Genomic DNA, 16,481 nt, shown 5'->3' with positions numbered 1-16,481 from the left:
TGTAAGCCTTTCGGTTAGCTAATTCCCACAAACATGCAGCCCGAGGTGGCGCCGCGCAGGCGGGCGGCCGGCTTGCGGCCGGCTTGAGCCGCCTCGACAGCGCGACGGACGCGTGCGACGGCGCGGCCCACCTCATCCGTCTCGAGCAGCGTGCCGTCCACCATAAGACGGCGCACGCCGGCGTCGAGCAGCTGTGGTACCTGCGGCGTAAGGTCGATGGGGTAGGCGTCGTACAAGCGAGAGCGGCCATGGATGTCGGTGCGCACGGGCATGACCTTGCCGTCGATATTCTTGAGCGAGAGCTTGCGGGCACGCAGGCGGCAGTTGGCGCAATCGTGGATGCAGCCGTTGGCAACCTGCAGAATGCAATGCTCGCTTGTCATGACGCGCGGGCGGCCAAAGACGGTGATGCCCAGCGCCGCGGGCGCGGCGGCGCCGAGCGAGACAATCTCGTCGAGCGTGATCTCGGGCGAGAGCCAAAACGCACCGGCTCCGCGCTCGGCAAGCGCTTCCATGCAGGGCGTGTTATGAACCGGCAGGCAAGAGCGAATCTCGGCCGTGGCGCCAACCTGGGCGGCCAGGGCAAGCTCAGAGATGTTGCCAATAGCGACCGTGGCACCGGCAACAACCCACGGGTCAACGCGGACGTGGTCAACGGCGCGGCAGACCTCATCGAGCACGGGTACGATGCCCTGCTCAAACGTATCGGCGGGGGAGAGCTTGGCCGCATCGAGCGCGTTGGTGGTCATGTAGATGCGCGTTGCGCCCTCCGCGCGGGCTGCCTCGGCAGCCTCGAGCGTGGTGACGGTGGCGCAGATCTGCGGCTCGTCGCGGTAGTGCGCGGGCGCGGGGCGGGAACCACTGGTTACAATCACCGGCAACTCGAGCGTTTTCGCGCGCTCCTCGTACGGCGCCAGAATGGCCTCCTCCAATGCCTTGCAGGCGGCGGCGCGCACCTTGTGCACGGCGGAGAAGCCCATACCGCAGCCGGCGTCGAGCGAAACGTCAAAGCTCGCTGCCTCAAAGGGCGAGGAGCCCATGCGGCCGACGTGCTCTACCAAATCGGACGCCTCGACCGCGCGGGTCTTGGCGGCCTCGACGGTAAAGCCCGTGGCCGTGGCCGTAAGCGATGGGGCGTCGCAGCAGGTGAGCGTCACGGTAAACGGTTCGCCCAGATGCGCCACAACGGTTACATCAACGGCGCGGCGGCGAAGCACGTCGCGCTTGAGCGCGGCGCCGGCGGCGTCGATGGCGCGCTGGCTGCGGATGACGCGCACGCGGCAGCCCTCGGGCATGCTGCGGGGCACGCGGCACTCGATGATGTCACCGACGGCGGCATCATCGGCAGCGATAGTGGTTAGGAACTGATCGAACTCATCATCGTGGCGAAGCTCCAGCAGGTCGCCCTTTTCCACGGGCTCAAACAGCTCAATGCGGGCGATGGCGGCGCGGCGACGGCGGTCGTCGGGCTTGAGGCCGCGCACATCTCGGTTGGCCGGGCGGCTGCCCAGCACCGTGCCCACGATCTGGCCGCGGTTGTTGGAACGCTCATAGCTCATCATCTCGTCGCCCGAGGTGCCGTCCTGATAGGCGTGCGTAAAGTCGCGGTTAAAGCAGCGCTTGAGCTGGCGCTGGCGGGCGGCTTTCTCGTCCTTGGCAACGGTGGTTCCGGCCAGCATGTCATCAATCTGATGACGATACACGTCGACGATGGAATACACGTAATCGGGCGCCTTCATGCGGCCCTCGAGCTTGAGCGATGCGGCGCCGGCGTCATACAGACGGCGAACAAGCTGCGAAGTGTTGGTGTCGCGCGGGCACAGCGCGCGCTCGCGACCGGCGGGGGAGAGCGTGCGGCCGTTCTCGTCGATTAGCTCGTAGGGCAGGCGGCAGGGCTGGGCGCACATGCCGCGGTTGGCCGAGCGGCCCGCCATGGCAAAGCTCGAAAGCAGACACAGGCCCGAATAGCAAAAGCAGATGGCGCCATGGCTAAAGACCTCAAGGTCCACATCGGGCGCGGCATCGTGAATGGCGGCAATCTCGTCGATGGAAAGCTCGCGCGAGAGGGTCACGCGGTCGGCGCCCTGCTCGCGGCACCAAAGGGTTCCGCGGTCGTCGTGGATGTTCGTCTGGGTCGAGATATGCGTCTCGATGCTGGGCATCGTGCGTTTGACCTCAAAGAACAGGCCCCAGTCCTGGATGATGAAGGCGTCGGCGCCCAGCGTGGAGCAGCGATGGATGAGCTGCAGCGCATCGCTCATCTCGGACTGCTTGATGACGATGTTGACCGTGACGTAGACGCGCGAGCCGGCCAGATGCGCGGCGCGGCAGGCCTGCTCAAAGGCCTCGTCGGTAAAGTTGGTGGCCTTGCGGCGGGCGTTGAAGCTGCCCATGCCGCAGTAGATGGCGTCTGCCCCGGCGGCGAGTGCGGCGGCAAAGGGCTCGGGCCCTCCGGCGGGCGCCAAAAGCTCGGGTCTGCGGTTGGTGGTTCGACTGGCGGTTGCGGTCATATCCTGCCTTTCAAAATGCTCAGATAATCAAAAGTATAGTGGTGCCGTCGCGGCAGGCGATGCCCGTGCTCTAAGCGGGATAAAGTCTTCAGCAGCTTGGACTGGCTGCTTCACATGAGAACCGTTCAGCGGTCCGGGGAAACCGTTGGGCGATAAAATATTCTCGCAACGTGATAATAATCTTGCATCGCGCGGACACCTTGAGTACTATCCCAATCAAGCGCGGTGTTCAGACCGAACTGTGCCTCCCGGTGTGAACGCCGCGCTCCCGTTCCCTTTTACTTGTAAGGAGAAAAACATGAGCAAGACCGTCGTGTCTTCCGATAACGCACCCGCAGCCATCGGCCCGTATTCCCCTGGTATCCAGACCGGCAACATGGTGTTCCTGTCCGGCCAGCTGGGCATCGATCCCGCAACTGGCAAGATGCCCGAGGGCGTCGAGGCCCAGGCCAAGCAGTCCCTTGCTAACGTCGAGGCCCTGCTGACCGCTGCCGGCGCCACCTTTGCCGATGTCGTCAAGACCACAGTCTACCTGGCTGACATTGCCGACTTCGCCGCCGTGAACGAGATCTACGCCTCCAAGTTCGAGGCCCCGTTCCCCGCGCGCAGCGCTTTCCAGGTTGCCTCTCTTCCGGCTGGCGGTCTGGTCGAGATCGAGGTCGTCGCCGCTCTCTAAGGCGTTGACCACAACTAAACATGACATGCAAAAAGACCCTGCAGCGCGTGCGAGCTGCAGGGTCTTTTGTCAGGTGACGAATCGCTTGTGGAGCCGCGCTCCATTTTGCTCGTTAGCCCTCCTTGCGGACTTTTTGCAGGTAGCGGTACACGCTGGGCTCCGAGATGCCCAACGCGGTGGCAGCGCAGGCCACGGCGCCCTTGAGCATGAACACCCCGTTGCCGTTGAGGTGGCGAATGACGTCCACGCGGTCGTTCTGACCAAGCGACGCTACATCCAGCCCGCGCGCGCTCAGCAACTCGGCAATGCTGCGGTCGATGAGCTCCTGGGTGGACTCCGAAAGGCTTTCGACCTCGATAGGGGCGGGCTCCGTGCGCGTCGGCGCTGCGTCGAAGCACGCCATGAGCTGCTGCGCCATGGCGTTTATGGAGCGTACGGTCGAGAGGTCGGTGTTGACGCAGAGCATACCGACGATCTCGTCATCCTCGCGGATAAAGAACGTCGCGGACTCCAGCGTCTTGCCTCCGGCGCCGCGGCCCTCGTAGCCCGTAATAAACGGCAGGTCGCGATACTTGGGGTCGTGCATGATCTTGAGCGCCAGATCGGTGGCGGGACCGCCGACCTTACGGCCGCTCACAATGCCGTTGCGAATATCGACGATGGCGTGGTCGGGATCCGAGAAATCGTGCAGCACGATCTCGCTGTTCTTACCGAGTATCTGCTCCAGGAAATCGACCATCGGCAAAAAGCGGCGTACGGTCTCGTTCACGGGCAACTCCTTTGGGTGAAATCGGAAATGTTCATAACAATTTTTTCTCATGGTAACACGGTGTCTATTGACTCGCATATTCGCAGGTACATTGCGTAATACAGACGAGCGGTAGGATTTTGGCGGTAAACGGTTGACCAAAAGAAAAGTTAGATGTTATTTTGACCGGACACTTTCCTGACCTGCGGAAATGCATTGTCTCAGCTTAAGAATAGTCTGATAACAAAAAATTATTATTGAGAATGAGAATCATCTTTAATACGATATGCAACGAAGGCACAACCTCAACCCCGCACTGCGTCACAATAGAGCGTTAGATGCGAAAACAACTACTTCGAGGATTGGTGGTCAAATGACCCAGGAGACGGTTACGAACGGCACTGAAGCCCTGTTCACTCGCGAAGGCATGCCTCCCGTTAAGGAAATGATCCCGTGTGCCCTTCAGCACGTACTGGCATCGTTTGCCGGCATCATTACCCCGGCGGTCATCATGGCCGGCGTCTACGGCTTTAATAGCCAGCAGAGCACCGACATCATCCAGGTCGCGCTCATTCTTTCGGCGATCGATACGGCCCTTCAGGCCTTCGCTCCCTTCCGTCGCATCGGCGGCGGCCTGCCCATCGTCATGGGCGTTTCGTTCGCGTTCCTGCCGGCTCTGCAGGCCATGGGTGCCTCGGGCTTTAGCTTTGGTGCGCTGCTGGGCGGCGAGATCGTCGGCGGCGCCGTCGCGGTCCTCTTTGGTCTGGCCTACAGCAAGATCAAGTGGCTGTTCCCGCCCGTCGTGACCGGTACGGTCATCTTCTCCATCGGCGTTTCGCTGTATCCCACGGCCGTCAAGTATATGGCCGGCGGTATGGGTACGCCGCTGTGGGGCACTCCGCAGGCCTGGTGCGTCGCTCTTATCACCTTCGCCGTGGTCTTTGCGCTCGCCAACTTTGGCAAGGGCACGCTCAAGCTGGGATCCGTGTTCTTTGGCATGATCGTTGGCATGATCGTTTCGATCCCCTTTGGCATGATCGACTTCTCCAGCGTCGCCACCGCTCAGGTCTTCGCCCTTCCCAAGCTCATGCCCTACGCGCTCGAGTTTGATCCCGAAGTCTGCATTACCCTCGCTGTCGTGTTCCCCATGGTTGCCATCCAGGTTATCGGTGACGTCTCCGCCGCCTGCCTGGGCTCCATCGACCGTATGCCCACCGAGCGCGAGCTCTCCGGCGCTATCGTGTCCCAGGGCCTCACCTCTATGGTCGGCGGCCTGCTGGGCGGTCTTCCCACCAGCGCCCTTGGCCAGAACGTGGGCATCATCTGCTCCAACAAGGTCGTCAACAAGTGGGTCTTTGTGATCATCGCGGCCGTCTTTGCCATCGCCGGTCTGTTCCCGCAGCTCTCTGCCGTCCTTTCCGCTATCCCGCAGCCCGTTATCGGCGGCGCGACCGTCGGCGTCTTTGGCACCATCACCATGAACGGCGTGCGCATGTTCACCCGCGAGGGCCTCACGCAGCGCACTACCACCATCGTCGGCACCTCCGTCGTCTTTGGCCTGGGTATCTGGATGGCCAGCGGTTGCCTTGCCGGCGAGGGTATGCCCGCCTGGGTGTCCACCGTCATCGGCTCCAATGCCGTAACCCCCACCGCCATCATGGCCATTGTCCTTAACCTGATCCTTCCGCAGACGCCGGTCGTGGCTCAGCACATCGATGCTGCCAAGGACGCTGCCGTGGATCTGGTCTTGCCCGAGAGCAAGAAGTAACCAATTCGGTGCTATTCGTCGGCGGGCGCATCGCCTCGTCCGCCGACGCCATGCGGCGCCAAGCCGCACTTCAAAGGGTTTGTCCCTTTGGTGAAGCGTTGACGGGAGAGGGCCCGTTTCCGGTGTAGGCCGGCGCTTCGCACTCCGCCATGTCAGAGGTGTCAAACCCCGCCCCTGATGTTGAAGGGAGCATTCATGCTTCTGGTCGCTAACGGTTCCGTCTTTACTCGCAACGCTCAGACCCCGTTCATTCCCAACGGTGCGGTCGCCATTGACGGAGATACGATCGTCGAAGTGGGCCCCGAGTGCGAGCTCAAGGCCAAGTACCCGGATGCCGAGTACGTCGACGCCCAGGGCAACCTCATCATGCCCGGACTCATCAATTGCCACACCCACATCTACTCGGGTCTGGCCCGCGGCCTTGCCATTAAGGGCTGCAACCCCACCAACTTCCTGGAGAATCTTGAGCAGCAGTGGTGGAAGATCGACGACAACCTGACGCTCGACGGCACCAAGGCCAGCGCCTATGCCACGATTCTTGACTCCATCCGCGATGGCGTCACCACGATCTTCGATCACCATGCGAGCTTCTGCGAAATCCCGGGAAGCCTCTTTACCATTAAGGATGCAGCTCAGGAGCTGGGCATGCGTTCGTGCCTGTGCTACGAGGTCTCCGACCGCCGCGGCCAGGAAAAATGCGACCAGGCCATTGCCGAGAACGCCGAGTTTGCCCAGTGGGCCGCCAAGGAGCGTCGCGATAACGACAACCACATGATCGCCGCCATGTTTGGCGGACATGCCACCTTTACGCTGTCGGACGAGACCATGGATAAGATGGCCGAGGCCAACAACGGCCTGACCGGCTTCCACATCCATGTGTGCGAGGGCATGAATGACGTGTGGGACTCCCGCCTCAACCGCGGTGGCATCAGCCCCGTCGAGCGCCTGCTGCAGCACAATCTGCTGGGTCCCGACACCATGCTCGGCCACTGCATCCACGTGACGCCTGCCGAGATGGATATCGTCAAGGAGTCCGGTACCTGGCTCGTCAACAACCCCGAATCCAATATGGGCAACGCCGTGGGCTGCGCCCCCGTGCCCGAGTTCTTCCGCCGCGGTATCCCCGTGTGCATGGGCACCGACGCCTACACCCACGATATGCTCGAGAGCCTTAAGGTCTTCCTGATCATTCAGCGCCACAACGCCGCCATGCCCAACGTGGGCTGGTGCGAGGCCATGACCATGCTGTTCGAGAACAACGCCAAGATGGCGAGCAAGTACTTCGATCGCAAGCTCGGCGTGCTCGAGGCCGGCGCTGCCGCCGATGTCATCGTCATGGACTACAAGCCCTTTACGCCGCTGAGCGAGGAGAATATCGACGGCCACATGCTCTTTGGCATGATGGGCAAAAACTGCCGCACCACCATCATCAACGGCCGCGTCCTGTACAAGGATCGTGAGTTCGTTGGGATTGATGAGGACAAGATCAACGCGTGGACCATGGCCGAGTCCAAGAAGCTCTGGAGCACGCTCAACGATCGCGTGTACTAATTCCAATTGGAGATTCGCGCGCGTCGGATGTTTCGCCGCATCCGACGCGCGCATAGGCGGCCTCCGCGGGGTCGCCGGCGCTGTGCTAGCGCTACACCGTATTTGCGCCCGTCGCGCGGTCTCGCCGGGCGTTACAGAGAGGAGCTCACTATGAGCGACATCATGAGGCCGATCCCGTTTTCGCAGCTGATGAACTGGATCATCGAGGAGCACAAGACCCAGGACGCCATCTTTGGCGTGCGTAAGATGGTCACGACCAACCAGGAGGGTGCGCTTCCCATTTTTGACGAGCGCATCGAGACTCCGTTTGGCCCGGCCGCCGGTCCCAATACGCAGCTGGCCCAGAACATCGTGGCCTCTTATGTGGCCGGTTCTCGCTTCTTTGAGCTCAAGACCGTCCAGGTTATGGACGGCGAGGAGCTCTCCAAGTGCGTCAACAAGCCCTGCATCGTGGCTCAGGACGAGTGCTACAACTGCGAATGGTCGACCGAGCTCGAGGTTCCGCAGGCCTTTGCCGAGTACGTGAAGGCATGGTTTGCCTGCCACCTGATCGCTCGCGAGTACGGTCTGGGCAGCCCGGACGGCTTTGTCTTCAACATGTCGGTGGGTTATGACCTGGAGGGCATTAAGAGCCCCAAGGTCGACGCCTACATCGAGGGCATGAAGGATGCCAGCGGCTCCGACGTCTGGAACGAGTGCCGTGCCTGGGCGCTCGCCAACCTGGACAAGTTTGAGCATGTCGACGCCGCGTTTGTCGAGTCCATCCCGGCACGCGTCTCCAACTCCATTACCGAGTCTACCCTGCACGGCTGCCCGCCGGCGGAGATCGAGCGCATCGCGACCTACCTCATCACCGAGAAGGGCCTCAACACCTACATCAAGTGCAACCCCACGCTGCTGGGCTATGAGTTTGCACGTCAGCGCCTCAACGAGCTGGGCTTTGACTATATCGTCTTCGATGACACACACTTCCGCGAGGACCTGCAGTGGGTCGACGCCGTGCCCATGTTCGAGCGCCTGATTGCCCTGTGCGCCGAGCGCGGCCTGGAGTTTGGCGTCAAGCTCACCAACACCTTCCCCGTCGACGTGACGAGGAACGAGCTGCCTTCCACCGAGATGTATATGTCCGGCCGTTCGTTGTTCTCGCTGACCATCGAGGCTGCCCGCCGCATTACCGAGCAGTTTGACGGCAAGCTGCGCATCAGCTACTCCGGTGGTGCCACGGTCTACAACATCCGCGCCCTGTATGATGCCGGTATTTGGCCCGTTACCCTGGCGACCGACGTGCTCAAGCCCGGTGGATACGAGCGCTTTAGCCAGATGGCCGGCGAGTTTACCGACCTGGATGGCAAGCCGTTCGCGGGCGTCTCTCTCGAGGCCGTGACTGCGATCCAGACCGACTCGCTCACCAACCCGCTCTACAAGAAGCCGCTGCGCCCGCTGCCCGACCGCAAGGTCGCCGGTAAGAGCCTGCTTTCCGACTGCTTTACCACGCCTTGCCGTACGAGCTGCCCCATCCAGCAGGATATCCCTGCCTATCTGGCGGCTGTTGACGAGGGCCGCTACGAGGACGCGCTCAACATCATCATCGAGCGCAACGCCCTGCCGTTCATTACCGGTACCATCTGCCCGCATCCCTGCGGCCGTGCCTGCGAGCGTGCATTCTACGAGCCCGAGGGCGCCCAGATTCGCGCCAGCAAGCTCAAGGCCGCCCGCGAGGCCATGACCGCCGTGCTGCCCAAGCTGCGCGCCCAGGCCATTGCCAACGACGCCGAGCGCAACGTTGCCGTTATCGGCGGCGGCCCGGCCGGTCTGGCGACGGCGTTCTTCCTGACGCGCGCCGGCGTGCCCGTCACTATCTTCGAGGCCCGCGACTCTCTCGGCGGCGTGGTCCGTCACGTGATCCCCGAGTTCCGTATCGCGAGCGACGATATCTCCCACGACGCCGAGCTCTGCCTGGCCTTTGGCGCCAAGGTTCAGCTCAACGCTCGCGTGGAGTCCATTGACGAGCTCAAGGCCCAGGGCTTTACCGACGTGGTCGTGGCCACCGGTGCCTGGATGCCCGGCTCTGCGGGCCTGGGCGAGGGTGCCGAGCTCGACGTGCTGGAGTTCCTCGAGGCCGCCAAGAAGGGCGAGAAGCTCGAGCTGGGCGAGGACGTCGTGGTCATAGGCGCCGGCAACACCGCCATGGACGCGGCCCGCGTGGCCAAGCGCCTTGCTGGCGTGAAGAACGTGCGCCTGGTGTATCGCCGCACCAAGAAGCAGATGCCCGCCGACGAGGAAGAGCTCGATCTTGCTGTTGCCGACGGCGTTGAGTTCTGCGAGCTGCTGGCGCCCAAGGCGCTCAACGGCGCCGTGCTGACCTGCGACGTCATGGAACTTGGCGAGCCGGATGCAAGCGGCCGTCGCAGCCCCGTCGCCACGGGCGAGACCGTCGAGCTGCCCGCCACCACGGTGATCTGTGCCGTGGGCGAGGGCATCGATGCCAGCCTGTACGACGCCGCGGGCGTCGAACACGACCGTCGCGGCCGCCTTGCCGCCACCTCCACCGGCGTCGAGGGCGTCTGGGCTGCAGGTGACTGCCGTCGCGGTCCGGCCACCGTGGTCGAGGCTATTGCCGACGCCGCCGAAGTCGCCCGCGCCATCGCCGGCGTGGACTTTAACAAGTACGCCGACCGGAATGCTCAGGCCGGTCGCGAGGACACCTGCTACGAGCGCAAGGGGTCGCTGTGCCGTGACAAGCGCAACTGCACCAAGACTCGCTGCCTGGGCTGCGGCTCGGTGTGCGAGGTCTGCTGCGACGTGTGCCCCAACCGCGCCAACGTGGCAATTAAGGTGCCGGGCCTGGCCAAGCACCAGGTGGTACATGTCGATGGTATGTGCAACGAGTGCGGCAACTGCGCCGTGTTCTGCCCCTACCAGGAGGGTCGTCCCTACAAGGACAAGCTCACCCTGTTCTGGAGCGAGCAGGATATGGAGAACTCCGAGAACGAGGGCTTCCTGGCCGTGGACGAGGATCACTTTAAGGTCCGCGTCGCCGGCACGGTCCGCACCGTCTCGGTCGATGCCGTCAACACCGGTCTTCCCGAGGCCGTCCGCCTGACCATCAGGGCCGTGCGCGACAACTATTCGTACCTTCTTAAGAAATAGGCGAGTCTCTTATGGCCAAATCCATTCAACATAACGTGGCCTACGTTGCCTGCGGAAGCGGCTGTGCCTCCGCAGGCGGCGACGCCCGCTGCAGCGAAGGCTGCATTGGCTGTGGCGCCTGCGTCACGGCCTGCCCCCACGGCGCCATTGCGCTGGTCGATGGCATCGCCCGCGTGGATCGCTCCAAGTGCACGGGCTGTGGCCTGTGCGGCATGGCGTGCCCGCAGCGCGTGATTGCCTTCGTTCCCGGCTACCAGAACATTCTGGTGCGCTGCAACAACACCGATAAGGGCGCCATTGCGCGCAAGATCTGCGACACGAGCTGCATCGGTTGCGGCATGTGCGCCAAAAAGTGCCCTGCCGGCGCTATCCGCATCGAGGACAACTGCGCCCATATCGACGGCGTGGACTGCCTATCGTGCGGCATGTGCGCCGTCGTCTGCCCGCATGGCGCCATCCACGACCGCACCGGCATCGCCGCCGGCGTGTAGAAGGGAATCACCATGGCACAGGAATTCACTTTTACCGTTAACGGCGTCGAGCGCACGACGACTCAGAACAAGCCGCTGCTGCGCTACCTGCGCGACGACCTGCACATCCATTCCGCTAAGGACGGCTGCTCCGAGGGCGCCTGCGGTACCTGCACCATCCATGTAGACGGCGCGGCCGTCAAGGCATGCGTACTGACCACCGCTCTTGCCGCCGGCCGCAACATCGTGACCGTCGAGGGCCTGCCCCAGGACGTGCGCGAGGCCTTTGTGTACGCCTTTGGCGCCGTGGGTGCCGTGCAGTGCGGTTTTTGCATCCCCGGCATGGTCATGGCGGGTGCGGCGCTCATCGCCGAGGACCCCGAGCCCACCGAGGAGCAGATCAAGTACGCCATCCGCGGCAACGTCTGCCGCTGCACCGGCTACAAGAAGATTATCGAGGGCATTTCGCTGGCCGCTGCGGTGCTCCGCGGCGAAAAGCAGATCGACGAGGATCTGGAGCGCGGCGACGACTACGGTGTGGGCAAGCGCGCCTTCCGTATCGACGTGCGCAAGAAGGTGCTCGGCGAGGGCAAGTACCCCGATGACATCGACGAGCTCGATCAGCCGGGTCTGACCTATGCCAGCGCCGTGCGCTCCAAGTATCCGCGCGCCCGCGTGCTCTCCATCGATACCTCCAAGGCCGAGGCCCTGCCCGGCGTGGTGGGCATCCTGCGCGCCGAGGACGTGCCGGTCAACCAAGTCGGCCACCTTATCCAGGACTGGGACGTCATGATCGCGGCGGGCGATATCACCCGCTGCGTGGGCGATGCCATCGTGCTGGTGGTTGCCGAGGACGAGGCGACGCTCGAGAAGGCCAAGAAGCTCGTCAGGATCGATTACGAGCCGCTGGAGCCTGTGCGTAACATTGTCGAGGCCAGGGCTGCCGACGCCCCGCGCCTGCACGACAGCTTCTTTGCCTTTGGCAACACGGTGGAGCTCAAGGACAACGTGTGCCAGAGCCGTCACGTGACGCGCGGCGACGCCGCCAAGGCGTTGGCGGAGAGCGCATTTACCGTGACGCAGCGCTTTACTACGCCCTTTACCGAGCATGCCTTCTTGGAGCCCGAGTGCGCCGTCGCCTTCCCGTACAAGAACGGCGTCAAGGTGCAGTCGACCGACCAGGGTGCCTACGATACGCGCAAAGAGTGCGCCCACATGTTTGGCTGGGATAGCGAACCCGAGCGTGTGGTCGTCGAGACCATGCTCGTGGGTGGCGGCTTTGGCGGTAAGGAGGACGTTTCGGTCCAGCACCTGGCCGCGCTCGCCGCATATAAGTTCCAGCGTCCTGTGAAGTGCAAGCTCACGCGTGCCGAGTCGCTCGCTTTCCATCCCAAGCGTCATGCGATGGACGGAACCTTTACGCTGGGCTGCGACGCCGAGGGCATCTTTACCGGTCTGGACTGCGAGATCAACTTTGACACCGGCGCCTACGCGTCGCTGTGCGGCCCGGTGCTCGAGCGCGCCTGCACGCATGCCGTCGGCCCCTACAAGTACCAGAACACCGACATCCGCGGCTTCGGCTACTACACTAACAACCCGCCTGCCGGCGCGTACCGTGGCTTTGGCGTTTGCCAGTCCGAGTTTGCACTCGAGAGTCTGATCGACCTACTGGCCGAGAAGGTCGGCCTGGATCCGTGGGAGATTCGCTACCGTAACGCCATCGAGCCGGGCGAGGTTTTGCCCAACGGCCAGATCGCCGATTGCTCCACGGCGCTTAAGGAGACGCTGCTCGAGGTCAAGGATGCCTATTACGCGCATCCCGGACACGCCGGTATCGCCTGCGCCATGAAGAACGCCGGCGTGGGCGTGGGCCTGCCCGATGCCGGCCGCTGCAAGATCCGCATCGAGAACGGCGTGGCCGTGGTCTACGCCGCCACGTCCGACATCGGCCAGGGCTGCAACACGGTCTTTTTGCAGGACGTTGCCGAGGCCTGCGGTCTGCCGCTGGGCTGCATCGCCAATGGCGAGTGCTCCACCGAGAACGCTCCCGACTCCGGCACCACGTCTGGCTCGCGTCAGACGGTCGTGACCGGCGAGGCCGTGCGCGGCGCCGCCTTCTTGCTGCGCGATGCCATGGTTGGCATCGAGGCCGGCAAGCCTGCGCCCGATACTCCCGTGAGCGCGCATGGCGACGGCGTCAAGATCGAGTACGACGACGGTCGCGCCTATCAGTTGCGCACGCAGGAGCTCGTCGCCGGCCAGGGCATGCATCCTCAGGATCCCGCGACCGCCATCAAGGCGCTCGAGGGCTGCGAGTTTGGCTACGTGTACCTGGAGCCGACCGACAAGCTGGGCGCTGACGTTCCCAACCCCAAGAGCCACATCTGCTACGGCTTTGCCACACATGTGGTCATTCTGGATGATGACGGCCGCGTGAGCGAGGTCTATGCCGCGCACGATTCCGGCAAGGTGGTCAATCCCATCTCCATCCAGGGTCAGATTGAAGGCGGCGTGCTCATGGGTATGGGCTATGCGCTTACCGAGGACTGGCCGCTCAAGGACTGCGTACCCCAGGCAAGGTACGGTACGCTCGGGCTGTTCCGTGCGCCCGAGATTCCGGATATCCACGCCATTTACGTGGAGAAGGACGAGCTGTTGCCCGTGGCATACGGCGGCAAGGGCATCGGCGAGATCGCAACGATCCCCACGGCGCCCGCCGTGCAGAACGCCTACCGCGCATTTGACGGCAAGCTGCGTCCGGATCTGCCCATGGTGGATACGCCCTACAGCCGTGTCCGCAACCGCGGGTAGGGTAGGGCGCGGACAGCCATTACTGACGAGCTGTTCGCGCTCAACATCAACTGCATATGCTGCGCCTTTGGCCCCGGCTCCATCGCGAGCCGGGGCCTTTTGTTTGAAGCGGAAACTGCGTCCCGGAATTGGCGCTCAGAATGGGATGCGCTTTCCGGTTGGAGCCCTCGGCGGAAATTACATCCCAGAATCGATGCTCAGAATGGGATGCGCTTTCCGGTAGAGCCTCTGGCGGAAAGCGCATCCCGGAATTCGGCTCCAGAGTGGGACACACTTTCCGGTTGGAGCTTCAACCGGAAAGTGTGTCCCGGTTTGGCAGGCAGACGGGCATAAGCTCAACAGCTCCTACAACTCCACCTCGTTGAGCCATGCCGGCAGAGCGGTCTGCCGGATGCCTGCCGTCTGCAGCTTTTTCGCGAGCATGCCTGCCGAACGGACTTCGATCATGGTAAAGCGGATGAGCGGATGGCCGTAGAGCGATAGGTGCGCCTCGCGCTGTCGTTCGGCGACGAGCACCTCGGCGGTGGTGCGTCCGGCCAGCATGGTCTGGTCGGTATATTTGATGAGCCCGTCGAGCTCGCCCAGTGTGAGTTCCCGCGCCTGGCGCTCCCAGGCAAAGTCCGTTCGTATGGGCTTGGTCGAATTGAAGGGGTCCGTCAGCTCGTATTGAAGCCAATCGGGCGCAAAGCCCGTCTCGATCATGATGGCTCGGGCGACCGATTCCCCGCCGCTCTCGGCGCGGGCGTCGGCATATCGAAGTGTCGTGAGGGCGGTGCGAATCGTGCGACCATTGCGGGCGGTCGCTCGTTGCTCGACGGCCTCCATCAGCTGTTCCCGCGCAAGGCCGAGCTTTAAGATCGTCGAATCGGCAATGGGCATGCCGTCGGCAAAACCGGTCTGCAACAGGCAATCTGTGACTGTTTGGATGGGCGGCGTTACCGATATGCCGGCTCTGCGTATTGCTCCGGCCGGCTCAATCTGGTGCCGCTGAATATGTGCGCCCGGGCGAGCCGACGGCTTTGTCGAGCTGCAGACACGCACGACATTCAGGTGTCGCCACGAGACCTCGAGCCCCAGCAGACAGGCGGCCGAAAACGAACAGAACGTCCAATCGGGGTGGATGATCGCAAGGGCGCGGAGGATTTCGCAATGGCGTTGCGCTCGGTTGAGTTCATCCCAGCGCGTTTTTCGCGCAAACAACCCCGGCATGGGCGAGACAACCGTGCCGCCGGTGCGCCGAAGGAGCGCTTTTCGGATCGCCGTGCTCGGGGGAATCAGACAGCGCCCCTCTTGTTCGGCTTGAGTGAGCAGTTGGTCGATGAGCTGGTCATTGCAATGGGTCATGAGCTACCGCCTCCTTTTGGGTAGCAAAAACGTATCAGCTGGAACTTGCCGCTCAGCTGACCAAAAGCTGACCAAAATCTAACCATGCAGGTAGATGGCCTGCTTTTGGCGACATATTTCTTGTTTGAATCGGTGGGCGGTAATCGGCGACCGTGAACGGTAGCTGGATATGAAGTCTTGGTAAGTTTCGGGACGTGTACTTTTTGAAAAAGAGCATTCTATCTGCTGTTTTGTGTTTCTGGATCGCATATTTGAAGGCATGTGATAAGGCCGGCGGACTGTCGCCTTGTATCTGCGGAAACTGTGACCCGGAATTGCCACTCGGAATGGGACGCGCTTTCCGGATCGCCCTTCAAGCGGAAACTACATCCCAGATTTCGGCTCCAAACCGGGATGCGCTTTCCCGGCGGCGTCTCTGGCGGAAATTGCACCCCGGAATGAGCGCTCAGAGTGGAACATGCTTTCCTAACGAAGCCGCATGCGGAAACTACGTCCCGGATTCGATGCTCAGGACGGGATGCCGTTTCCGATAGAGACATGGGGTGGAAAGCCTCCCATTTCTAATGTTCAAGAAATGGGAGGCAGCTCATCGCGAGCTGGGCCTTTTGTTTGGAGCGGAGGCAGCATCCCGGAATTCGGGCAATCCGGTGGTCAGGGGTTGAGTGAGCGTCGCGCTAAGGATGCCAAGCGTAAAACCTTCAATGAACATAGCGTAAAAACTACATCCGCAACGGCGTAAAAACTACATTGGAAGTAGCGTAAAATCCGCATTGAGAATGGCGTAATTTCGTATATCGCATGATCGCCCGAGCTTGCACACGGCCTTTTGCGAGCTCTTGCCATGAACGAGAGCCAGGCCGTCACGTACAAGACGCTCATAAAGGACGCCTCGTACGGTGAGGCGGGCCCCGACGAGAGGACCATCGCTGCGTACTTGGATCTCTTCAACAGGCTCAAGCTGACCGAGGACCTGTGCGGATGGGAGCCGCCCATGCGCTCGAAAGCCCGCGTTCGCGTGCGCCCCAAGCGCTACTTCTGCGACCCGTTACTTGCGGCGACGTTGCTGGGGGCTACCCCTGAGCGGCTGCTTGGCGATATGCAAACGTTTGGGATGCTCTTTGAGAACCTCGTTCTGCGCGACGTGCGCGTGTTCCTTTCCACCTACGGCGGTGTCGACAACAGTGTCCATTATTTCCAAGATGAGAAGGGCCTTGAGGTCGATCCGATCGTTGAGCACGACGGGCGCTGGGGAGCCATCGAGGTCAAGCTGAGCGATGCGAAAGCAGACGATGGAGCGAGAAATCTCAAGGCGCTGGAGAGGAAAGTGCTCTCCAATCCTGCCGCCCAGAATGCCGCGTCGGCGTTTTTGGCGGTCGTGGTTGGAAAGGGGAACATTGCCTACACACGCGACGACGGCGTGGCGGTGATCCCCATGGCGGCACTTGGGGCGTAG

10 protein-coding genes are annotated in these 16,481 nt (G+C 62.4%); 7 read left to right on the top strand and 3 right to left on the bottom strand.

The genetic code is table 11. The features are described from left to right. Nucleotides 1-14 precede the first annotated feature (14 nt). A complete protein-coding gene (locus tag DW925_RS00250) occupies nt 15-2,510 on the bottom strand; it encodes a U32 family peptidase (protein ID WP_117790110.1) in 2,496 nt (831 codons plus the stop codon). Nucleotides 2,511-2,808: 298 nt separating this feature from the next. On the opposite strand from DW925_RS00250, the gene DW925_RS00245 reads away from it, so the two are divergent. Further along, the gene (locus DW925_RS00245) at nt 2,809-3,186 is read left to right on the top strand and encodes a RidA family protein (RefSeq protein WP_117583058.1); all 378 of its coding nucleotides are present in this window, start codon (nt 2,809-2,811) and stop codon (nt 3,184-3,186) included. Nucleotides 3,187-3,298: 112 nt separating this feature from the next. Here DW925_RS00245 and DW925_RS00240 read toward each other — a convergent pair whose 3' ends face one another. Next, entirely contained in the window at nt 3,299-3,955 is a 657-nt protein-coding gene (locus DW925_RS00240) for a transcriptional regulator (protein WP_233540197.1), read from the bottom strand. Between the two features lie 352 nt (nt 3,956-4,307). Between DW925_RS00240 and DW925_RS00235 the strand changes: the two genes are divergently transcribed. The 5 genes from DW925_RS00235 to xdh all read left to right on the top strand — a co-directional run bounded on the left by DW925_RS00235 (nt 4,308) and on the right by xdh (nt 13,684). Then, nucleotides 4,308-5,702, top strand: a complete 1,395-nt coding sequence (locus DW925_RS00235; RefSeq protein WP_055285183.1) for a uracil-xanthine permease family protein — start codon at nt 4,308-4,310, stop codon at nt 5,700-5,702. A gap of 195 nt (nt 5,703-5,897) precedes the next feature. Beyond that, a complete protein-coding gene (ssnA, locus tag DW925_RS00230; protein WP_117790109.1) occupies nt 5,898-7,253 on the top strand; it encodes a putative aminohydrolase SsnA in 1,356 nt (451 codons plus the stop codon). A 150-nt stretch (nt 7,254-7,403) separates the two neighbouring features. Continuing rightward, nucleotides 7,404-10,403 (top strand): putative selenate reductase subunit YgfK, encoded by a 3,000-nt coding sequence (ygfK, locus tag DW925_RS00225; protein ID WP_117790108.1) that lies wholly within the window; start codon nt 7,404-7,406, stop codon nt 10,401-10,403. An 11-nt stretch (nt 10,404-10,414) separates the two neighbouring features. Then, nucleotides 10,415-10,894: a 4Fe-4S binding protein gene (locus DW925_RS00220; protein WP_006235055.1), complete on the top strand. Its 480-nt coding sequence runs from the start codon at nt 10,415-10,417 to the stop codon at nt 10,892-10,894. A gap of 12 nt (nt 10,895-10,906) precedes the next feature. Further along, nucleotides 10,907-13,684 (top strand): selenium-dependent xanthine dehydrogenase, encoded by a 2,778-nt coding sequence (gene xdh / locus DW925_RS00215; protein WP_117790107.1) that lies wholly within the window; start codon nt 10,907-10,909, stop codon nt 13,682-13,684. Between the two features lie 345 nt (nt 13,685-14,029). On the opposite strand, the gene DW925_RS10060 is transcribed toward xdh, so the two are convergent. Continuing rightward, entirely contained in the window at nt 14,030-15,028 is a 999-nt protein-coding gene (locus DW925_RS10060; RefSeq protein ID WP_147349505.1) for a hypothetical protein, read from the bottom strand. Between the two features lie 841 nt (nt 15,029-15,869). Between DW925_RS10060 and DW925_RS00200 the strand changes: the two genes are divergently transcribed. Then, complete coding sequence (locus DW925_RS00200) at nt 15,870-16,481, top strand: DUF4143 domain-containing protein (protein ID WP_233540196.1); 612 nt, start codon at nt 15,870-15,872, stop codon at nt 16,479-16,481.

The organism is Collinsella sp. AM43-1 (assembly GCF_003467925.1).
Classification (GTDB): Bacteria; Actinomycetota; Coriobacteriia; order Coriobacteriales; family Coriobacteriaceae; genus Collinsella.
This window is presented reverse-complemented; position numbering and strand designations above follow the sequence as displayed.